The organism is Pseudoalteromonas sp. SWXJZ10B, from assembly GCF_015864475.1.
In the GTDB taxonomy this organism is placed as follows: Bacteria; Pseudomonadota; Gammaproteobacteria; order Enterobacterales; family Alteromonadaceae; genus Pseudoalteromonas; species Pseudoalteromonas arctica.
The window spans coordinates 153,068-175,274 of record NZ_JADYXD010000007.1 but is presented as its reverse complement, the minus strand read 5'-3'; the positions used below and the strand labels follow the sequence as shown (position 1 = coordinate 175,274).

Genomic DNA, 22,207 nt, shown 5'->3' with positions numbered 1-22,207 from the left:
TTAATGTCGGTTTTTGTATGAGAAACGCGGTAGATTTGTTAGATTTAACACAATTTCCTAATTTATTTAGATAACAATGGAGTATAGCTATGGCCTGGAATGAACCGGGTAATAATGGCAATGACAAAGATCCGTGGAATAATAAAGGCGGACGTGATCAAGGCCCACCTGATTTAGACGAGGTGTTCCGCAAGTTTAGTAACAAGTTCGGTGGCTTATTTGGCGGGAAAAAATCCGGCAATGGTAGCGGCGGTGGACTTGGCGGAGCCGGTATTTCATTCATACTTATTATCGCCGTTATTGTATGGGCGTTAAGTGGTATTTATACGGTTAAAGAAGCCGAGCGTGGTGTGGTTCTTCAATTTGGTAAATATGACCGAATTGCTGATCCTGGTCTGCGTTGGAAAATGACGTTTATTGAAACGGTAATCCCAGTAGATATTGAAGCAGTTCGTTCATTATCGGCTTCTGGTTTTATGCTTACTGAAGACGAAAACGTAGTGAGCGTTGAGTTTCAGGTGCAATACCGTGTTATTGACCCATACCTTTATGAATTTAGCGTAACTAACGCTGATAGTAGCTTAGAAGAAGCACTAGATAGTGCACTACGTTACGTTGTGGGCCATGCAAAAATGGACCAAGTATTAACTAATGGCCGTGAGGTTGTTCGTCAAAATACATGGGATGAGCTTAATAAGATTATCGAACCATATAACTTAGGTTTAATTGTTACTGACGTGAACTTTAAAGACTCTCGTCCGCCAACTGAAGTTAAAGATGCATTTGATGATGCGATTGCTGCACAAGAAGATGAAGAACGTTTCATTCGTGAAGCAGAAGCATATGCTCGTGAAATTGAACCGCGTGCTCGTGGTCAAGTAACGCGTATGACTCAAGAAGCGGAAGGTTACCAAGAGCGTATTACATTAGAAGCACAAGGTGAAGTAGCTCGTTTTGAAAAGCTACTACCTGAATATCAAGCAGCTAAAGAAGTTACTCGTGAGCGCTTATACATTGATGCAATGGAAGAAGTGTTAGGGAGTAGTTCTAAAATATTGGTTGATGTTAAAGGCGGTAATAACATGCTTTATTTACCACTTGATAAGATCATGGATAAGCAAGGGACAGCAACACGTGTTGCACTTCCAAGCTCTAGTGATATTCAAGATTTACGCAATAAAGTAAATACGTCGCGCAATAGCTCTGTTAATAGTGGCAATGACCGCTTTAACAACGACCGCTTCAATGATGGGAGATAATCATAATGAAAAACTTTAGTTTAGTAATACTATTAGCTGCCATTGTTATGTCTTTCTCATCGGTATTTGTTGTACCTGAAGGGCAAAAAGCAATTGTAATGTTATTTAGTAAAGTACAAAAAGACAGTGACGATCAAGCGATTGTATATGGCCCAGGCCTACAATTTAAGGTGCCATTTTTTAGCCAAGTACGTCGTATTGATGCACGTATTCAAACGCTAGATGGTGCGCCGGATCGCTTTGTTACTAGTGAGAAAAAAGACTTAATTGTTGATTCGTTTGTAAAATGGCGTGTTAATGACTTTAGCGCTTTTTACTTACGTGCCCGTGGCGATAAGCAATATGCTGAAACGCTACTTAAACAAAAAGTAAATAATGGTCTTCGTACAAACTTTGGTACACGTACAATTCGTGAAATTGTATCAGGTGAGCGTAGCGAGTTGATGGAAGAAGCGTTAGTACAAGCTTCTGAAAGTGCACGTGAGCTAGGTATTGAAGTACTAGACGTACGTGTTAAGCAAATCAACCTACCACAAGAAGTGAGTAGCTCTATTTACCAACGTATGCGCGCTGAGCGTACTGCTGTTGCAAAAGAGCATCGTTCTGAAGGTCAGGAAAAAGCCGAGACTATTCGTGCGGGTGTTGACCGTCGTGTAACAGTAATGCTTGCCGATGCAGAGCGTAATGCGCGTTCTGTACGTGGTCAAGGCGATGCTGATGCCGCAGGCATCTATGCAAGCGCGTATAACAAAGACCCTGAGTTCTTTAGTTTTGTGCGTTCGCTTGAGGCTTACAAAAAGACTTTTAAAAATAAGCAAGACGTTATGGTGCTTTCACCAGATAGCGACTTCTTCCAATATATGAAAGGCGCTAAAGCTCAATAGGCTTTACGTTAATTATTTAAAAGTTAAAAAGCCTCGCATTTGCGGGGCTTTTTGTTAAACACAGTCTAGTGCTTTAAATCACTGTTATTTATGTGGTTATTAGCTAATATTTGGATATAACAAATGCGCGCAGAAAAAATAAGCTGAACAGGGGTGATCTTTACTTTAGTTTTCTGGTAAAATCTCGTCCTAATTTTCTCTAAGTGAATTTACGATGGGTAAAAACGTTGTTGTATTAGGCACCCAATGGGGTGACGAAGGAAAGGGTAAGGTAGTTGATCTCCTTACAGACAAAGCATCTTTAGTAGTTCGTTATCAAGGTGGCCACAATGCGGGTCATACTTTAGTTATCGAAGGTGAAAAGACGGTTCTACACCTTATTCCATCGGGTGTATTACGTGACAATGTTAAATGTGTGATTGGTAATGGTGTAGTTTTATCACCAGAAGCGCTAATGAGAGAAATTGGCATGCTTGAAGAACGCGGCGTACCAGTACGTGAGCGTCTTTTAATAAGTGAAGCATGTCCGCTAATCTTGCCTTTCCATGTTGCATTAGATGTAGCCCGCGAAACTGCTCGTGGCGATAAGCCAATTGGTACAACTGGCCGTGGTATCGGTCCTGCGTACGAAGATAAAGTGGCTCGCCGTGGTTTACGCGTAGGCGATTTATTTAATCCTGAATTATTTGCAGCTAAATTAAAAGAAGTTCTTGAATACCATAACTTCACTTTAGTTAACTACTACAAAGTAGACGCTGTAGATTTCCAAAAAACGTTTGATGATGCAATGGCTGTTGCTGATATCTTAAAAGCAATGGTTGTAGATGTAACTGAGCTTTTAGATCAAACGCGTTTAGCAGGCGAAAACATTTTATTTGAAGGTGCACAAGGTACGTTACTTGATATCGATCACGGTACTTACCCTTATGTAACATCTTCAAATACTACAGCTGGTGGCGTTGCTACTGGTGCAGGTTTTGGTCCATTAAACCTTGATTACGTTTTAGGTATTATTAAAGCGTACACTACACGTGTTGGTTCAGGTCCTTTCCCTACAGAGCTTTACGACGGTCTTGAGAAACAAGATCCAGTTGGTAAGCACTTAGGTGATAAAGGCCATGAGTTTGGCGCTACAACAGGTCGACTTCGTCGTACTGGTTGGTTAGATGCAGTGGCTATGCGCCGTGCGGTTCAAATCAACAGTATTTCAGGTTTTTGTTTAACTAAGCTTGATGTTTTAGACGGCTTAGAAACGCTTAAAATCTGTATTGGTTACAAGCTTGAAGATGGCACAGTTACTAACGTAACACCATTAGCAGCTGAAGGTTACGATAAAGTAACGCCAGTATACGAAGAAATGCCAGGTTGGTCAGAAAACACTGTTGGTGTAACGAGTCTTGACGGTTTACCAAAAGCTGCGATTGACTACATCAAGCGTATTGAAGAAATTACGGGTGTTCCAATTGATATTATTTCTACAGGTCCAGACCGCGTAGAAACTATGGTACTTCGCAACCCGTTTGCGTAATTACCATTAGATTAAAAAAAGCTGCCTAGTGCAGCTTTTTTTGTATCTAAAATTCACCTTGGAACGATCTTTGTATATATTTTAATAAGTTTATTTTTATAAGTGGTGAGCATGCGTTTATTTTACCGTAATTGCGTATTAAGGCTTTCATTAATTCCGCTGTCTTTATTTATAGCAACCAACAGCTTAGCTACAGAAAGCCCTGCTGCTGTACCGCTGTATACAGAATCTGAGCTAATTGCGTTAATAAATAAAAATACGCATTTAGCGCGGGTGAAGGCAGATGATTGCCAGTTAGTGCAAGATATAGAAGCACGAGCCAATAAAATGGCATTGCCGTCTTATCAATTTTTATACGGCGATATGCTGGCTTATAACGTGTGCGTGGATCGTAATGTAGAGTTAGGTGTGTATTACATGCGAAAAGCGGCTGAACAAGGCTTAGCGGCAGCGCTAGAGCAGTTAGGGCGTTACTACGACACCGGGCGTTTAGTTCAGCAAGATAAAGCAATGGCAATTACGTATTTGCGTGAAGCGTCGTCGCAAGGCAATTTAAAAGCACAACTACGTTTGGTTAAATTATTTAATGATGGCTATGGCAGCCCGCGTGATTTTGAAGATGCATACCGTTGGCTATTTAATTCTATGGTCGCAGATAAAGCGACTCATAAAAAAATTGAGCGAGCGCTGACTAAGTTAGCGCAAAAAATGCCAGATAGTGTGGTTGCGCGAGCTCGCCTTCCTATTTAATGGCTCTTAAAAAACAAAACCCTAACTTTTTAAGTTAGGGTTTTTCAGTTTTTACAGGTAATAAAAGTGTTTAACTTTCTTCTTTAGCCTTTGTTTGCGGGTCTTTTAAGACCGACATTTTAGGCGGCTGTAATGCAACAACACGCTCGCCTTCTTGCGGCGGTTTTTCCATGTTGATTGTAAACGGTCTTAGCTTAATTGGCGTATCGTCGTCGCTGTCTTTATCACCTTTAAGAATAAACAAAGGGATAGCCTCAGGGTTCATTTCTAGGTATTGCTCCCAGCTAAACTCATCCGAGATACGTGTTGAACTAACCTTACCGCCTTTAGCTATGATACTGCTCAAACGTGCGTATGAGCCTTCGTCGCCAAACAATATTTGTCTAGATAAAAACGTTGCACTGTCTTTATTTGCTTTAGCATGCGACGTTGATGAGCGAAGCGAAAATACATTTTTTTCATTAAGTAAATGCGAAAAGTATTGAACGCCTAGCGCATTATGATGACGGTTTGGCGATAGCGCTAAGACACTGCGAATAGTTGTTAGAGGTAAGTAGCGTTCAGCATGCTCTGATTGCGGGTTACCATAATAACAAGCTAAGCCATCCATACGTGCCATTCTGCAGTTTTCCCATGCAGGATCTGAAAGGTGAACCGGAATATTCTGCTCTTGTAAGCCACGTCCAATTGCACGCGATACATGGTTTGCACCAATAATTAATATTGTGTTTGGCGATGGTTGGCGTACACCTAATAGCTTGGCAACAGGGATGGCTGTTAAGCTTTGCAGCACAACCGTAATGATGATCACCGTAAATATAAGTGGCACCATCTTTTCAGCATCAGCAACGCCAGCTTCCATCATACTTAGTGCAAATACCGACCCAACGGCTGCGGCAACTATACCGCGTGGAGCAATCCAGGCAAGTACCAAGCGAGACTTCATTGGTAAGTCAGTACCAAAGGTCGAAATAGCAATACACAGTGGGCGTGCAACAAAAAGCACAATAGCTAAAAATATAAATACATCGCTGTCGAGCATCATCAAATCAGAAAGCTGTAAACGTGCTGCAAGTAAAATAAACAGCGTTGATATTAATATCATCGACAAGTCTTCTTTAAACTCAAGTACAGAATCTATTTCTAAATCGTCTTGGTTCGCAAGCCAAATACCAAATACAGTTACTGCTAATAAGCCTGATTCATGGCTTAAATAGTTTGATACAGAAAAACTAATAAGGACTAGTGCTAAAATTCCAAACTTATGTAATTCAAATGGCAGCCACTCGCGACGCATTAATAGGGTTGTTAGCCAACCTGCAGCAACACCAATACTTAAACCAACACCCAGGGTTTTAACTAAAGCAATAATAGTATGACTAAATACTTCGCCTTGGCCTACAAGCATTACAGCTTCAAATACCAATACAGCAAATAATGCGCCAATTGGGTCTATTACAATACCTTCCCAGCGAAGTATGCGGTCTATGTCTTGTGTTGGACGCATTGAGTTTAATAGCGGTGCTATAACGGTAGGGCCAGTAACAACGAGTACTGCGCCTAGTACCGCAGCAACACGCCAATTGAGCTCAAGCAACCAGTAGGCGCTTAAGCTAATAATAATGCAGGTAGTAAGCATACCGATTGAGCAGAGATTCCTTACAACTTTTCCTATCCCTTTTAATTCTCTGAAATGCAGAGTTAAGGAACCTTCAAATAAAATGATGGCAACGCTTAGTGATACTACTGGAAACAGTAAATCACCTAAAAGTGCATCAGGGTCTAAAACACCACTAAATGGTCCAAGTAAAAGACCAGTAAGCAATAAAAAAAGAATAGCGGGTACTCTAAAAGCCCACGCGACCCATTGGGCAAGCACAGAGCAAAGTGCGATACCGGCTATGTAAATTGCTGACATAGATTAAGAATTCCTTATTTATGACGATATGTTTAGAAAGTATAACTTTTGTTAATTATTAATACAGGGGTATACACCGGAAACTGAAATATTACTAATCAATTTTAGCTGCTTATAAAAGATTAGTAGGCTTAAATTATTTAGCGAGAACTTAGCCACCTTATTTTAAAGTGTATTAATTGTTTAATTTATTGAATTTTAATAACAATATAAAGGGTATGAGTGTTTCGTATTAACTTAGTTCGAATTTTAACCTTGATTTTAAAGGGGTATTTGGTGTATTATACTTCGTGTTCTAATAATTAGTCATCTAACGAAGTTTATTGAAGATAAAACAGGCTTGTTAATCCTAACGTCATTTTTAATCTTTATAATCATGTGTTAGTGATGTTTCTAGTATTAGAGCATTACAAAATATCATTTGCCGAATTCTTGGTATGGTTTTGCCAAACAAGTTTATTTAATTATTTAAGTAAATAAAGGTTTGAGTTGAACTATTACTTTCAATATTTAGCCCCCCATCGTGGCGGTTAAATCTCGGTCCTTTGGTCTTCACCCTATCTGTTGGTGTATCAGACTTTAGAGGCTCTATGTATGTTGTTAATAAAAAAGCCACACACAGCTTTTTACAGCGATGCATAAACAACACTTTTAAATTTTTTGATTAGTGCTGCTCAATATTATTGGGTTGTTGCTACTTTTACTTAACCTCAAATCTAAGCTTCTTGTTTTAGATATGGTTTTTGCGTGTGTGTAAAAAAGTGTTGCCTAAATGAAAAGAAAAATTCGAAGCTATGTTTTAAACCTAGCTACTTAGTTTTAGCTCGTCTAATTAAGATGAGCGCAGATAAAATGGAAAGTTGAGCATTTATGCAAAAGTTAAATTGGCGACGTATCGTACTTAAAGTAGGTAGTGCATTAATTGCACCAGATCAAGATGGCTGCCGTTCGCGTTACATATTAACCATCGCACAGTTCATTGTTCGTTGTCGTGCCCGTGGAATCGAGGTGATTTTAGTATCATCGGGTTCTGTAGCGGCTGGAGCGCATTTATTCCCATCAGACAAACCTCGCTCTGTGGTGATGAAAAAAGCAATGGCAGCAGCAGGCCAAACAGAAATGATCGCCATGTGGGACCGCTTTTTTGACTTTCCATCTGCGCAACTATTATTAACGCACGGCGATTTACGTGACCGCGAGCGTTACCAAAGTATTCGCGAAACAGTGTTTACTTTGCTTGAGCATGGTGTTTTTCCTATCATTAATGAAAATGATGCTGTAACTACCGACGACTTAAGAGTGGGTGATAACGACAACTTATCAGCAATGGTCGCAGCAGCAGCCGATGCCGATGCTTTATTAATATTCTCAGACGTTGATGGGTTATATGATAAAAACCCTAACTTACATGATGATGCGGTGTTACTGCCTGAAATAAAATCAATTGATGAATCTATTTATGCTATGGCAGGATGTGCTACAAGTGCTGTTGGTACTGGTGGCATGAAAACCAAAATAGAAGCGGCAGAAAAAGCAACGTCACATGGTATCGCGACTTATATTATAAACGGCTTTAAAGAAGAAACATTTACGAAACTGCTAGCTGGGGAAAATCCTGGTAGCGTATTTTTACCGTACGAAAAGCCGATGCAAGATTCTGTACATTGGATGACACATACAGCAAATGAGCAAGGTGAAGTTGTTGTTGATGGATCATTTGATGAATCCCTTGAAGGTGAAAGTGGATGTATTCGCGGTGATGAAATCATGGAAGTCCATGGTGAATTTGCTGTTGGTGATACCATTTTAGTACGTAGTGAAGACGGTACGCGTTTAGCTAAAGCGACCGCAAATTATAGTAGCTGTTTGTTAAACTTTATTGCAGACAACGAACAGAGTGAATTCAGCGAAAAAATGCAGGATTCAATTGGACCAGTTATATCTGAAAAACATATCGCATTATTGGAGAAGTCATGAGTTTAATTACGGACATTTCACGCCAGACAGCTAAAGCTGCCCATACACTTGCTTTACTCGATACCGAGACTAAAAATCAAGTACTAGTTGAAATGGCAGCGGCATTAAGAGAGCAAAAAGCATTTATAATCAAAGAAAACGAAAGTGACCTAAGCGCAGCACGCGACAATAACTTAGCAGCCTCAATGATCGACCGCTTAACGCTAAACGATGAGCGTATTGAAGCAATGGCAGAAGGTATTGAAGTAATCGTAAGCCTGGACGATCCTGTTGGTCAGCTACGTGATATTACAGAGCGTCCAAATGGCATTAAAATTCGTAAAATGCGCGTACCTCTTGGCGTTGTATGTATGATTTACGAAGCACGCCCAAATGTAACAGCAGACGCTGGCGCATTATGTTTTAAATCAGGTAATGGCGTAATTTTACGTGGCGGTAAAGAAGCACTTAAAAGTTCGCAAGCTATCGCAAGTGTAATGCACAGCGTACTTGAAAAGCATAACTTACCAGTATCACTTATTTCAGTGATTCCAGATCCAGATCGTGCACTATTAATGGAATTAATGCAGCAACGTGAAAGCATTGACTTAATAATTCCACGTGGCGGTGAAGGCTTAATTAACTTTGTTACTGAAAACAGTACGATCCCAGTAATTCAGCATTACAAAGGCGTTTGTCATCTATATGTAGATAAAGATGCAGACCTAGAAATTGCGCTTAACTTACTACTTAACGGTAAAACGCAGCGTACCGGTGTTTGTAATGCACTTGAGGGCTTAGTAGTTCATCAAGATGTTGCAGATGAGTTTTTAAATCTGTGCGCAGTTGTATTACGCCAAGAAGGTGTAAAAATAAATGCTGACAGCTTTGCAGCTAAATACTTTGATAATGCAACTGTGTTAGCCGATAACGAATTTGGTGAAGAATATCTAGACCTAGAAATCGCTATTCGCGTTGTACCAAACTTTACGGCAGCGGTTGAACACATTGCACAGTTTGGTTCAAACCACACTGAAGTAATTTGTACTAAAAACGCAGCCGCTGCAGAGCTATTCCAGCGTAGTGTTGATGCTTCTGTAGTTATGGTTAATACATCATCTCGCTTTTCTGATGGCTCACAGCTGGGTCTAGGCGCAGAGATTGGTATAGCAACTTCTAAGCTTCATGCATACGGCCCTATGGGACTTGAGTCACTGACTACTGAGAAGTACTTAGTGAATGGTGAAGGCCAAGTTCGCGAGTAACCGCTAAAGCTTAATTTCATTAAAAAGCCGAGTATGGAAATACTCGGCTTTTTTGTTTTTTCAGACTACTCTGTAATTAATTTAGTTTTTCAAGCCAGTCGCTTGCAGGTTCAGGCCTGTGTAAATAATAGCCTTGAAGAATAACTTCTGGATATTCTTGCAATAAATCAAAGTGGGACTGGTTCTCTACACCTTCAGCAACTATCTCGAGTTCAAATAAACGGCCTAAGCTTACAATCATATCAATAATTAGCTTATCGTTATTATCAGTCGGTGCTTCCAATACAAAAGAACGGTCAATTTTTAGTTCTTGTATGGGTAATTGTTTAAGATAAGTTAAACTCGAATATCCAGTACCAAAGTCATCAATTGATACCCTAATACCTAGCTTCTTGAGAAAGTGAACAGCCTCAATAGCCGCTTCCATGTGATTAAGCAATGTACCTTCAATTATCTCAATAGTGAGTTGCTGAGGATTAATGCTATGTTGCTTTATTTGTTGGCTAATAAAGCTTAAAAAGCGCGCTTCATGAAAGTGCCTGCCACTTACATTAATTGATAGGTTTAACTCAGGGTGAGTTTTACTAAGTTGCGTTAATATTTCAAGTGCATTTGAAGTTACCCAGCAATCTAAGTCATAAATTATATCTGACTCTTCGGCTATAGATATAAACTCACCAGGGCTAATGAAGCCTTTTTGAGGATGCTCCCATCTTAATAAAACCTCAGCCCCTTTAAGGGTTTGGCTTCGGTCAAATTGGGATTGTAAATATAGGGATAACTCATTATTTGAGATTGCTTTACGTAAATCTTGCTCTATTTCAAAACGGCGTTTTGCTTGCTCGCCAAACGAAGTATCAAAAAAGGTAACTCTATTGCCGCCTTTTTCTTTTGCTTTGTAACAAGCTGCCTCACAGTTACGGATTGTTTCTATAGCGCTTTCCCACTGATCTTCTCGAGGAAAAATATACGTGCCAATACTTACTGTTAAGCTAACGTCTTGTTCATCAACGACAAAGGGGTGGTTTACACTTATGATCAGTTCTTGGGCTTTATTTTCAGCCATAGCTTGGGCTCTGATCCTGCCAACGCCTTTTTCAACTGTACACAGTACTGCAAATTCATCACTGCCTAAGCGAGCAATAACATCTTTTTTATTCACCTTAGAATGAATTCGTTTAGTTAATTCTTTTAAAATGTTATCGCCAGCGAGTAGGCCTAATCCATCATTTATTGAGTGGAAGCTGTCTATGTCAATAATATAAATATAGGCATAACTATTTTCGGTACTACAAACCTGAAGTTGCTGCTCTAACTGCTTTAAAAAACCATTTCGGTTGGGCAAACCTGTAAGTTCATCATGCCATGTGAGGTAGTGAATTCTTTCTTGCGTTATCTTAACGCTAGAAATATCACTAAATACACCAATATAGTGCACGTTGGTATCTTGCTCGCCTCTTACCATACTAAGAGTTAATAACTCAGGATAAAGCTCGCCATTTTTTCGTCTGGTTACTAGCTCTCCACTCCAATATCCTGCTTGGTTTGCATGATGCCATACTTGATCAAAGCTAATACTAGGGTGGTTATTTTGTTTAATATCGTGCAACTGCATTTGTAGTGAGTCAGATTCAGAGTAACCTGTAATCCGGCAAAATGAAGGATTTACGGCAATGATTTTTCCGTTACTATCGGTAATAACAACACCATCGGCAGTTCCCGTTAGGGCTTGATAAAATAACTTTTGTTTTGAGGAGAGTTCTTTTAATTCTTCTTCTCGCTGGCTTAGCTCTTGTATTAGTGATTCTATTTCAAGTAGTTTGTCGTGCAGGTCAAAGTTTTTTTCTATAAGCCTATCTAGCATGCCTTGAGCGGTAATATGAGTGCGAATGCGTGCTCTAACGAGCGCTAGCTTGTAAGGTTTGTGTATGTAGTCAATTGCGCCCATAGCAAAGCCTTTTTCTTCAGACTCTTCCTCGGTAAGCGCAGTTACAAATATGACGGGGATGCCTTTGGTATTTTGTTTCGCTTTGAGTATATTACATACTTCGTAGCCGTCCATGCCGGGCATCATTATGTCTAATAAAATCAAGTCAGGCCTAGTTGACTCAATAAAGATCAAAGCCTGCTCACCACTAGTAGAAATACGTACATCGTAGTCAGTTAAAAGTCCTTCTACTAATACGTGTAAATTACTAGGTTCGTCATCAACAATAAGAATTAAAGGTTTATGCTTTTGTTCTGTGGTTAATCCATTACTGTTTGCGAGGTAATTTGAATGCACTATCTGTCCTTCTCTGCGTTCTTTACAATATTAAATCTAGTTCAGGTTAGTGGTTATGCCTAATTTTTATTATCGTTTCTATACTTATCAATAAGCTCAATTACTAACGCGTAGTTAAAATGATCAATTGCTTCTTTGAGCTTAAATAGAGAGTGGCCTCTCTCATATTGATTCATTTCTAGCTGTCTAATCAAACTGCTAGGTACGGGGCGAGCCGTTAATGCTAATGAGTATATATTATCAATAACCGAGTCTTCGTTTTCTAGTTCATGTTGCTGTATATGTTCTTTTTTAAAGCTGTAAGCTATCAAAAATTGTTTTACAGCAAAAAGTGTAAGTATTAATTGCTCATTAAAATGAGATAAATTAATACTTTTCTTATCTATTAAGCTTTTCTCAACACTTTGCGCACTTTGTTGCAGTAGCTCAAAGCCTAATGTGCCGGCCAAGCCTTTGAGTGTATGTACTAGTCGAATTAAGCTTTCTAACTCTCCATTTTTGATTAATATATCAGCTTTAATCGAAAAGTCATTGTAATCGTTGACAAACTGAGTAAATAATTTAGCTAACAATTCGTCATTGTTTTCTAGGTTTTCTTTTGCTAAAGGCAGGTTTATAGTGCTCAGAGATTCGCTACTTTGCAGATGCTTTTCTATACTTTCGTAAAGCGCATCAAAAATAATCGGTTTTACTAAAAAGTCATCCATACCCGCTCTAAACGCTGCTTTTTTATCATTAGGATCTGCGGCTGCCGTAATGGCAATTATGGGGGTTTTGTAGCCTCGCTCTCTTAATATGCTTGTTGCTTCAAGCCCATCCATAACTGGCATTTGAACATCCATAAAAATAATATCGATGTCATTTATCTCTACTTTATCTAATGCATCATGTCCATTATCAGCAATGATCACGGTCATATCTAATCTTGCTAAAAGGGCGGAGGCTATTTCTTGGTTAATTCTATTATCATCAACAACTAATGCATTAAAACCCGAGAATTTAGGGCGAGGCTTTAATTGCTTTTCTTTAAAATTATTTGGTGAAAGCTTTCTTAAAATTTCAACTTCACTATTTTTATTACCAATAATTATAATGTCTATATTTTCATTTTTTGCAATTGGCTCAGGAGACTCTTCATCGGTAATTAATAAAATCAGTGTCAATTTTTCATTAACGTTTTTATTTTGAGCGTACAGTTGTTGTAAAATAAAGTTATCGTTGAGCTCTTTTTTTTCTATCGACATTATTACAATACTAAATGGGCTACTAGGCTGAGACATTTTTGCAATGGCCCTTAATGGTTCTTGTGTTGTTTCTGTCGTTATATTTATATCACTTAGTAAGTCCATTAATTTTTTAATTTGGTCATTATCAGGGCTAATTAATAAGGCGTGTTTTTTAAGCTTTTGTTGTTCAGATAAAATAAAGGGTAGAGTAAAGAAAAACTCGCTACCTTGATTAATAGTGCTCCTTACTTGTATATCTCCGCCTAGCAATTTAGTTAATTGTTTGCTTATAGTGAGTCCTAAACCAGTCCCACCATACTTTCTTGTTGTGCTTGAATCACCTTGCGAGAAAGACTGGAATATAATTTTTGATTGCTCTTCAGTCATCCCAATACCCGTGTCTTTTATACTAAAGCGAAGGTTTATTGTTTTTTCATGTTGAGATGTCGCTTCTATAATTAATGATATTTCACCATGCTCAGTAAACTTAATTGCGTTACCTACACAGTTATTTATTATTTGACTTAAGTGCATTGGGTCGCCAATAAGTTCAAGCCCTGCATCAACGTGTAAAGTAAAGTTTAATAACAAGCCTTTTTGCTTAGCATTTGTTGAGAATAAATTTTGAACGTTAGAAACTATAGTATGTAAGGTAAAAGGGATTTGCTCTAACTGAACTTTTTCCGATTCTAGTTTAGAAAAATCCAGAATATTATTTAAAATCTGCAATAAATTTTGAGCACTTGAAAAAGCTTTATCTGCGTAGTGTTTTTGCCTTGAGGGAAGCTCACTGCTTTGTAAGAGTTGCAACATACCTAATATGCCATTCATTGGGGTGCGAAGTTCATGACTCATATTGGCTACAAAATCTATTTTTGTTTTATTGGCTTTATCAGTTTGCTCCATAGCACTCGTCAGGTCGGCATTCATTGCTTCCATTTGGGAATTTAATACGCGGGTTTCGTTGAGTAGCTCTTTGGTTTGCTTATTTTTTAAATATAAAGCATTAGCTGCTTTTATTACCGACGCTATTTCAGTTTGATTTTGGCTGTTATTTGAAATAGTTACTGGCTTTTCGCTATTCATATCTTTAAGTAATAAAGTGAGCTGAGTAATTGGTTTTATAACCGATCTAAAAATAAAATAGCTTAAAAATAAAATGATTAACATAATTAAAACGGCAAATATATTTGCCTGTTCCGTATTTTTTGTTAAGTGGCTACTTAGTAGCTCTTCTGTTTTGATTAGTTTATTTTTTTCTATGTTTTTAATTTCATTAGTTAAATACAGCAATTCGTTTTCTATGCCTGTAAGCACTACATTTACAGAAAAAGTGTAGCTACGGGTGAGTAATACAAGTTGGTTATAAGCTTGTTTTAAGCTTGTTGTTTTATTGGAGAGGGATTCATTTATTACAGAGGTGCTCGTTAGTTTTTTATGTAAGTGATTTAAGTTTTGTTTTACATTTTGTGCTTCATCAAAATTAGGTTTATAGAGATAGCTTATAATTGCGTGTTTTAAATTACTTATTGTGAGTAAAACATCGTTAAAAATAACTTTATTATCATTGTTTGAAGACCCTTCTAAATCACTAATTGTTACCTGTAGGTCATCAATAGGCTGTTTGAACTGAGTAGTGTAAAGGTGTTCGCGTTTTTGTCTGTTTACGACAACTTGGCCAAATGTATCTTGGTAATTATTTAGATACTCGCCAAGGCGTATTAGTGAGTTTTGATACTCAGGGGTCTGGTTTTGAATGTTTGTTTTTAGCTGCTCGAGATTTAGATTTGCCTTATTTAAATAAAAATTAAATTTGGTAATCGTATTTTCATTTGCATTGTCAATAAATGAAACTGCATGCCCTTGCAGGGAAATAATATCGTTTTCTAAGTGATTCACAGCTTCACTTTGAATAAGCGCGTTATGCTGCGACTTTTGCAAGTTAAGTAAGGACGTTTGCGAATAGTTAAACAAATAGCTTTGTAAAAGAAGTAATCCAATCAGCGAACACAAAGCTAATATTATTTTTGATTTAATTGAATTTATTATCATTATCGGCTAATCAACTCATACCATTTTTGTAGACTGTAGTCATAGGTTGGCATAACAGTATTCCATACTGCTACATTTCTAAAGCGTTTATAGTAACTACCACCATTACGTTGCGCACCAGCTTTAATAGCTACGTCGCCATTTGTATTTAATAAGTCTATGTTTGTTGCTTTTCCACCGTACCAGTAATCCCATTCGGCCGGCGATAAGAGTAGTTTAGAGCGTTGTGGGTTACTAATGTAATAACCTTGGCGAGCAATAAATGCACCAGGCCAGCCTGAAAGCCACCAATTCATATAATCGTAAGCTGCATCTTTTACGCTACTTTGTGTTTGTGACGATAAACACATAACACCATGCCAGCCTCGGTAGCCTTCTTTTGGCGCGGCAAAACGAATATTAATATTTTGGCTGTTTAACGCAGAGACGGCAGGCGAAAACATACTTTCTATATGGGCTCGCTTACTTTTCATAAATTCAATCGACTCAGGAACCGAGTTCCAATAGCCACTAAAGTGACCTTGGCGTTTAAAGTCGAGTAATATACTAAACAATCTATCAAGTTCTGGGCGAGTCATCGCACCTATATTTTTAAATTTTATAAGCCCTTTACTTTGCGCTGCTAGGGCTAGGTCAAATAGTCCAATGGTAGGCGCATTTACGATAGCTACTTTACCTCTGTTCTCGTCATCAAGCAGCCAACTCCAGCTTTCGGTTTCGTATGCTATACCGGGCTTAATAAAATCGGTGTTGTAACCAAAAGAGTCAACATTATGCACATAAGGTAAAAAGCTAATATGATCGCTTTCTTGTGAGCTTAATGTGCCATCGGGTTGAACATTTAATAATTTATAGGGAGCATCACCTGCACCAATACTTGCAGTTTCGGTTAGTTTTCCCGTTTTAGTAAGTGGATTTATCTCGTTAAAGTAGGTGAGTCGTTTTTTTTCTATTGGCTGTATAGAACCTGCATCCCAAAGCACATTAATGCTGTTTGACCATTGTTCGTATAAATCAAAGGAGCTAGGGTCCATTGATGCCTTTTGCAAAACAGCAGCGCTGCCTGCGGGAGTAAATTCTATATTAATACCCAAGTCACTCATCGCTTGTTTGCGGATAGCCTCTTGGAGTGTTACATGCGTACCAAGTACTCTTAATGTGACTTTTTTTCGGGCAAAAACATAAGGCGCATGTGTTATTGCACCAGCTGTTAAACCTATTGCAGCTAGCTTTTTTAGCGTTGAACGCTTAGGTATGTCCATGTTAAGCCTAAAGTACTAATGTGTGACATTATGTATAGCTAAGAACTTGTAAAGACACAAGTTGAATGGATAAATTTAAAATTATATAAAATGAAAAACTAGAATAGTAGGGTGTCAAAAAATAATAAAAACAATGGAAAAATAGAAGAGTAGAGCGAATTTGAAAAGGAGTAGGAAAGTGGTGGAGCTAAGCAGGATCGAACTGCTGACCTCCTGCGTGCAAGGCAGGCGCTCTCCCAGCTGAGCTATAGCCCCACATTCCTAAATTACATATAATGTAACTGCTTGACTGCTGAGTTCCAAGCGGGACGAACTTTAAGTTTTTTTATAAATTTGGTCAAGTATTTTTTCGTAAATTTTCACTGTTTACGTCAATTTTTGTTAGACTCGGCTTAATTCAAAACTAAAACGATAAAAAACAATGAAAAAATGTGTTCTAGCGCTTATGGTTTTACTCGCTGGCTGTGCCTCAAATGATGAGCCGCCTTTTGAAATAAATAATAAACAGTTTCACGAAAAGCAAGATGAGCAAGGCAATAAGCTTTTTGCTTATGTTGTTTCGGTAAAAGCTAAGCATCGTGAAAACTTTAACCTAGACCGTGGTCCTAACAATAGACCAAGCCGTGGTGAGGTTAAGCAGTATATAGAGAAAGAGCATTTTGAAGAGTCGAGCATTCTGAAGTTGCAGCTAGAAGATCAAGCAGTTGAATTATTGAACCAAGAGCTAAAAGAGCGTGAGTATTGCGATAACAAACATGAAGTTAATGATGTTTTATGGCGAGATTTGAGCGTACAGCTAAGAGGACGTTGCTTGTAATATGTTGGCTGATAAAACTAAGTTAGCAGAGCTTTTAGTGGACCTAAATATTACTTACGATGCAATAGAACATCCGCCACTACATACTAGCTTAGCGGCTGATGAGTTTATGATTGAGCGCCCAGGTACTCGTCTTAAAAACCTATTTTTACGCGATAACGAAGGCAAGCGACACTTTTTAGTTATTACAGCGCACAATAAGCAACTCGATTTAAAGGCACTATCAAAGCAACAAGGGCTTTCGCGTTTAGGGTTTGCATCGAGTGAACGCTTAGCAACGTATTTAAAAGTGGCTCATGGGTGTGTATCTATGTTGGCTCTTTTAAATGATAAGCAAAACGAAGTGAGCTTATGGGTCGATCAAGATATTTGGGGTGGTAATTTGTTTCATTGTCATCCGTTTGAAAACACCCAAACATGGTTGCTTAGTAAAGCTGATTTAGAAACATTTTTTAATCACACAAAGCATCAACCGCGCGTTGTATTTTTACCCTCAAAATAAGCCCACATAATTAACGATAAACCGCATAAGCAAACCGCGAGCAGCGTAAACATAAACGCTGTTTGCCCATGATGTTGGTATACCACACCGGGTAATAACGACCCCAATGCCCCACCACTGTAATAAAACGATACATATCCGCCATTGGTTACGCTTGGCGGGGCTTTACTTATTTTATTAACGAGCGGTGCGGCAGTTGAGTGAATCACAAACATAGCGCCACAAAACAAAGTAAATGCGATTAAAAATAAGCTAAGCTGGTGGCTCATTAATAAAATAATACTCACACTATAAAAACTAAATACCGCAGTTAATAAATGCCAAGGCGAAGGGACTTTTTTAAGTAACCAAGGTGCAGCAATCGAGGCGAGGGCACCAACTAAATAACCACTGTAAACTAAACCTATGTCACGAGTATTGGTAATTAAAAACGTGTTTTGTAATATAAACGGTAAGTAATTAAGTAGTGCAGCAAAGCAAAAAAACATACAAAAAACGGCACCGTACACTTTAAGGATAGCCCCTTCTTTAAGCTGTTTAATGTAGTCCAGTGGTGAAAGCTGAGACTTTGTTGCTGGGTTCGAAAATTGAGAATGTTTGATTGTTAAAGCTAAAAAAATAAGCATAAAAGCAATTACGTAATAAAAGCTTTGCCAATTCCATAAGTCGCTAAACAAAGCTGCGAGCACACGACCAAAGTAACCACCAACTATACTGCTACCAATATATAGGGTCATGTTTTTTTGAAGTGTATCAGCGCTATAACTCATACCTATATAGCTAGTCATTGCTGTTAAAGCTGCGGGGAGCGTTAGACCTTGTAAAAATCTGACTAATAATAAAAGCTCAAAGCTAGGTACATAAATAAAAAGTAAGCAGCTAAGGCCTAAAAGCACCATTGCAATACGTAATATAAGTAATGGATTTATTTTTGCTAAAAATAAACCATAAACGAGCGGGGCAATGGCTAAGGGCAGCATAGTTGCAGTCATTAAGCTGCCAGCTACCGCAGGTGCTACATTAAATTCGCTCGCAAAAAGGCTAAGTAGGGGTTGCGGTGCATAAAGCACAAAAAATATAAATACCGAGCAAACGAGTAGATGAGGTAAACGCATTATATGGCTTGTGCATTTGCTGATTGGTTGCGTGGCATTGTATTAAAAATTGTTTTTAATTCATAATTAAAACCATAGTCATTGCGCTATATCATGGTTTGTTTTAACTAGTTTGCTAGATTAATGTCGATAGCGCTGTTATTTGAACTCGTTGGTGATTAAAATAGCGATAATATTAGTTTTTAGTGGAACAAAGCCATGGGTTCATTACAAGACCAATTGCTTCAAGCAGGATTAACAACATCGCATAATGCTAAAGTTGCTAAATCAGAAAAGCGTAAGCAACAAAAAAAGCAAAAGAAAGGGGCTACTAGCAACCCAAGTGATCTGCAAAAGCATATTCAACAAACCAAGCTAGAGCAGCAAAAAAAAGCTGAAGAGCTTAACCAAACACGCCAAGTAAGCTTAAAGCAGCGCGAGCAAGAAGCGCGTGTTAAACAAATTTTAGAGCACCACAACCAAGACGCTATTCGTGGTGAGCGCACATTTAATTTTACTTATCAAAATAAAGTAAAAAATATCGACGTAAACGAGAAAACGCAAAAAGCGTTATCGGGCGGTCGTTTAGCTATTTGTGTACTAGAAGGGCAATTTTACGTATTAGACGACGAACCAGCACGCAAAGTGGCTGAAGTTGACGAAAAGTATATTGTTTTTCATGTAGAGCCAGAAAACAAACCAAAAGATGAAGATGACCCGTACGCAGACTTTGAAGTACCAGATGATATAGTGTGGTAATAGTCCATTAAGGGTAAGCTCATTTTTATTTGCTAAAGTATATAAAAGTGAGACAGAAACGAGTTAGCGGTTTTTGGTTAAGTTGATCGTCTAGCGTCGTTTCGTACGTATGCTTTTTATTTGATTGTTTACTACAATCAATAGAACAGTTTTTCTAACCGTCAAAAAAGAAGAGTAAATACAATGAGCAAGATGAAAACACTACTATTAGGCGCGGGCATTACTTTAGCCGCAAGCTTCTCGTTTAATGCAGCTGCTGCCGATGGCGCTGCACTCTATACCGCTAAAAATTGTCAAACTTGTCATGGCGCTGAAGGTAAAGCACCAATTATGGGTATGTACCCTAAACTAAACGGTCAAAACAAAGATTATTTAGTAGCGCAAATGAAAGATATTAAGTCAGGTGCACGTAATAACGGTATGACCATGGCTATGAAAGCAATGGTTGCAACGGTAACTGATGAAGAGTTTGAAGCAATTGCAGATTACCTAGCTAACGTAAAATAATTTACGCAGTTATACCATTTTAATACAATTGGTATTTTAGTTTTACAAACAGCCACACAATAGTGTGGCTGTTTTGTTTGGTGTTTGCTATAAAATAGAGACTGCTTTAGACTTCTAAACATCTGTTCGTACAGGTTAATAATGTACGTTTTTAAAAGGCTTATTATGTTTGATTTACCCCAACTCGATTTAAAAAATAAAGTATCGGCACAAGAGTGGCAACTGCGTATTGATTTAGCTGCGTGTTACAGACTGGTAGAGCACTTCCGTTGGGGGGATTTGATCTATACGCATTTATCAGCACGTTTGCCTGGCACCGATCATTACTTAGTGAATGCCTTTGGTTTAACCTTTGATGAAGTAACTGCGTCTAATTTAGTAAAGGTCGACTTAGACGGTAACATTATTGACGATACGCCATTTAGTATTAATCCTGCTGGTTTTACTATTCACAGTGCGATTCATGAGGTACGCGAAGACGCTCATTGTGTTATTCACCTTCATACCAAAGAAACAATCGCAGTCGCTACACAAAAAAATGGTTTATTACCGCTTAGCCAATATTCAATGTTTTCACTGCCATCACTTTCTTATCATGGCTACGAAGGGCTTGCAGTAAACGACGACGAGCGAAAAGTGCTGCAAGATGATTTGGGCAGTACTAACCATATGTTATTGGTAAACCACGGTGGCTTAACGGTAGGCCCAACGGTAGGCGATGCGTTTATGCGCTTTTATGATTTACAGCGAGCGTGTGAAATTCAATTAGCGCTACAATCAAGCTTGCAAGAGGTGATTGAAGTACCGCAACCTATAATCGACAATATTTATAATCAAGCAAACGTAGTACACAGCGGCAGCACTGGCGGGCAACTTGCGTGGCCTGCGATGTTACGTAAAGCGTATCGACTTGACCCTAGTTTTGCAAAATAACCCATAGCGGTTAATAAGGAATTTTAATGAAAGTAAATCGCGTTGAAGTATTTGATATTCACTGTCCTGATAGACCTTCTTGGACGCCTGTGTTTGTACGTATTCATACTGATGAAGGCATTAGTGGTGTTGGCGAAGCAGGCCTTGCTTACGATTTAGGCCATAGTGCTGCTGCTGCAATGATTAAAGAAATGGCCGATGCCTTTTTAATTGGTCACGACCCATTTCAAACAGAAAAATTATGGTCACGTATGCTACGTGAGAGCTTTTGGGGCTTAGGCGGCGGACCTGTTGTATACGCAGCCATGAGTGCTATAGATACCGCGCTTTGGGATATTAAAGGTAAAGCGCTTGGTTTACCTGTATATCAATTGTTAGGCGGTAAAGTTAACGACAAACTACGCACTTACGCTTCGCAATTACAGTTCGACTGGGATAGCGAATTTAAAGCGCTCGTACAGCCGCAAGAATATGCAGAAGCGGCTTTAAAGGCGATGGCCGAAGGTTACGATGCAGTAAAAGTAGATCCAATTCAGTACGATAAAGACGGCAATACTTATTACGACCGTACAAAAATAATCTCACGTACTGAAATGAAGCTATACCGTGCGCGTATGCAAGCTATTCGCGAAGCAGTAGGCGACGAAGTAGACATTATTTTCGAATGCCACAGTTTACCGGGTGTTACAACCGCCATTCAGTTGGGTGAAATTGCAGAAGAATTTGACTGTATGTACTTTGAAGAGCCAGTTAACTATTTAAACCATTCATTACATGCAAAAGTAGCAGATAAAGTTAATGTGCCAATTGCTGGTGGTGAACGTTTGTATAATCGCTGGGGTGTGCGCCCGTACTTAGAAGATCAAAGTATTGATGTTCTACAACCTGATATTGGTTTATGTGGTGGTTTTACCGAAACCAAAAAAGTGTGTGATTACGCTGATATTTTTGATGTGCGTATTCAAGCTCACGTATGTGGCGGGCCTGTTGCAACGGCAGCATCACTGCACTTAGAAACGGCTATCCCTAACTTTTTGATTCATGAGCACCACACTTATGCGATTAAAAAGTGGAACCGCGAGTTATGTTTACAAGACCCACAACCTAAAAATGGTTTCTTTGAAGTGTCAGAAGAGCCTGGGTTAGGTATTGAATTAAACGATGAGATTGTTATGCGTTCTCAACGCGTAGAAATAAAATAATAGCCTTTT

Annotated in this window: 17 protein-coding genes and 1 tRNA gene; 12 read left to right on the top strand and 6 right to left on the bottom strand. The window is 38.6% G+C overall.

Annotated elements, in window-relative coordinates:
- Positions 1–89: 89 nt before the first annotated feature.
- The 4 genes from hflK to I6F54_RS09135 all read left to right on the top strand — a co-directional run bounded on the left by hflK (position 90) and on the right by I6F54_RS09135 (position 4,421).
- A complete protein-coding gene (gene hflK, locus I6F54_RS09150; RefSeq protein ID WP_010554352.1) occupies positions 90–1,259 on the top strand; it encodes an FtsH protease activity modulator HflK in 1,170 nt (389 codons plus the stop codon).
- Between the two features lie 5 nt (positions 1,260–1,264).
- Complete coding sequence (gene hflC, locus I6F54_RS09145) at positions 1,265–2,143, top strand: protease modulator HflC (RefSeq protein ID WP_010554353.1); 879 nt, start codon at positions 1,265–1,267, stop codon at positions 2,141–2,143.
- A 214-nt stretch (positions 2,144–2,357) separates the two neighbouring features.
- A complete protein-coding gene (locus I6F54_RS09140; protein WP_010554354.1) occupies positions 2,358–3,671 on the top strand; it encodes an adenylosuccinate synthase in 1,314 nt (437 codons plus the stop codon).
- A gap of 111 nt (positions 3,672–3,782) precedes the next feature.
- Positions 3,783–4,421: a tetratricopeptide repeat protein gene (locus tag I6F54_RS09135; RefSeq protein WP_007586412.1), complete on the top strand. Its 639-nt coding sequence runs from the start codon at positions 3,783–3,785 to the stop codon at positions 4,419–4,421.
- A gap of 70 nt (positions 4,422–4,491) precedes the next feature.
- Here I6F54_RS09135 and I6F54_RS09130 read toward each other — a convergent pair whose 3' ends face one another.
- Positions 4,492–6,339, bottom strand: coding sequence for a cation:proton antiporter (locus tag I6F54_RS09130; RefSeq protein WP_007586413.1), 1,848 nt, complete (start codon positions 6,337–6,339; stop codon positions 4,492–4,494).
- Positions 6,340–7,209: 870 nt separating this feature from the next.
- Between I6F54_RS09130 and proB the strand changes: the two genes are divergently transcribed.
- Both proB and I6F54_RS09120 read left to right on the top strand, forming a co-directional pair.
- Positions 7,210–8,316, top strand: coding sequence for a glutamate 5-kinase (gene proB, locus I6F54_RS09125; protein ID WP_010554355.1), 1,107 nt, complete (start codon positions 7,210–7,212; stop codon positions 8,314–8,316).
- Entirely contained in the window at positions 8,313–9,560 is a 1,248-nt protein-coding gene (locus tag I6F54_RS09120) for a glutamate-5-semialdehyde dehydrogenase (RefSeq protein WP_007586417.1), read from the top strand. The genes proB and I6F54_RS09120 overlap by 4 nt, the downstream gene beginning before the upstream one ends.
- Positions 9,561–9,636: 76 nt before the next feature.
- Here I6F54_RS09120 and I6F54_RS09115 read toward each other — a convergent pair whose 3' ends face one another.
- From I6F54_RS09115 to I6F54_RS09100, 4 genes are all read right to left on the bottom strand, one after another.
- The gene (locus I6F54_RS09115) at positions 9,637–11,844 is read right to left on the bottom strand and encodes a two-component system response regulator (protein ID WP_197140995.1); all 2,208 of its coding nucleotides are present in this window, start codon (positions 11,842–11,844) and stop codon (positions 9,637–9,639) included.
- A gap of 59 nt (positions 11,845–11,903) precedes the next feature.
- A complete protein-coding gene (locus I6F54_RS09110) occupies positions 11,904–15,122 on the bottom strand; it encodes an ATP-binding protein (protein WP_197140984.1) in 3,219 nt (1,072 codons plus the stop codon).
- Positions 15,122–16,384, bottom strand: coding sequence for an ABC transporter substrate-binding protein (locus tag I6F54_RS09105; protein WP_197140980.1), 1,263 nt, complete (start codon positions 16,382–16,384; stop codon positions 15,122–15,124). Before I6F54_RS09105 ends, I6F54_RS09110 begins: the two co-directional genes overlap by 1 nt.
- 179 nt (positions 16,385–16,563) lie before the next feature.
- Positions 16,564–16,639: transfer RNA gene (locus I6F54_RS09100), tRNA-Ala, on the bottom strand.
- A gap of 166 nt (positions 16,640–16,805) precedes the next feature.
- Here I6F54_RS09100 and I6F54_RS09095 point away from each other — a divergent pair.
- The gene (locus tag I6F54_RS09095; RefSeq protein WP_010554359.1) at positions 16,806–17,201 is read left to right on the top strand and encodes a hypothetical protein; all 396 of its coding nucleotides are present in this window, start codon (positions 16,806–16,808) and stop codon (positions 17,199–17,201) included.
- Position 17,202: 1 nt separating this feature from the next.
- On the top strand, positions 17,203–17,703 hold the full coding sequence (locus tag I6F54_RS09090; protein ID WP_197140976.1) for a prolyl-tRNA synthetase associated domain-containing protein: 501 nt from the start codon (positions 17,203–17,205) through the stop codon (positions 17,701–17,703).
- Here the strand turns inward: I6F54_RS09090 and I6F54_RS09085 are convergent.
- On the bottom strand, positions 17,670–18,818 hold the full coding sequence (locus I6F54_RS09085; RefSeq protein WP_165727106.1) for an MFS transporter: 1,149 nt from the start codon (positions 18,816–18,818) through the stop codon (positions 17,670–17,672). The two genes, I6F54_RS09090 and I6F54_RS09085, sit on opposite strands and share 34 nt — an antisense overlap.
- Before the next feature lie 198 nt (positions 18,819–19,016).
- Between I6F54_RS09085 and I6F54_RS09080 the strand changes: the two genes are divergently transcribed.
- The 4 genes from I6F54_RS09080 to I6F54_RS09065 all read left to right on the top strand — a co-directional run bounded on the left by I6F54_RS09080 (position 19,017) and on the right by I6F54_RS09065 (position 22,198).
- Positions 19,017–19,556 carry a DUF2058 domain-containing protein gene (locus I6F54_RS09080; RefSeq protein ID WP_002957867.1) on the top strand — a complete coding sequence of 180 codons (540 nt, stop codon included), beginning with the start codon at positions 19,017–19,019 and terminating at the stop codon, positions 19,554–19,556.
- 183 nt (positions 19,557–19,739) lie between these two features.
- A complete protein-coding gene (locus I6F54_RS09075; RefSeq protein ID WP_002957866.1) occupies positions 19,740–20,063 on the top strand; it encodes a c-type cytochrome in 324 nt (107 codons plus the stop codon).
- A gap of 165 nt (positions 20,064–20,228) precedes the next feature.
- Positions 20,229–20,996, top strand: coding sequence for a class II aldolase/adducin family protein (locus I6F54_RS09070; RefSeq protein ID WP_197140972.1), 768 nt, complete (start codon positions 20,229–20,231; stop codon positions 20,994–20,996).
- A gap of 26 nt (positions 20,997–21,022) precedes the next feature.
- On the top strand, positions 21,023–22,198 hold the full coding sequence (locus I6F54_RS09065; RefSeq protein ID WP_007375956.1) for a mandelate racemase/muconate lactonizing enzyme family protein: 1,176 nt from the start codon (positions 21,023–21,025) through the stop codon (positions 22,196–22,198).
- Positions 22,199–22,207 lie beyond the last annotated feature (9 nt).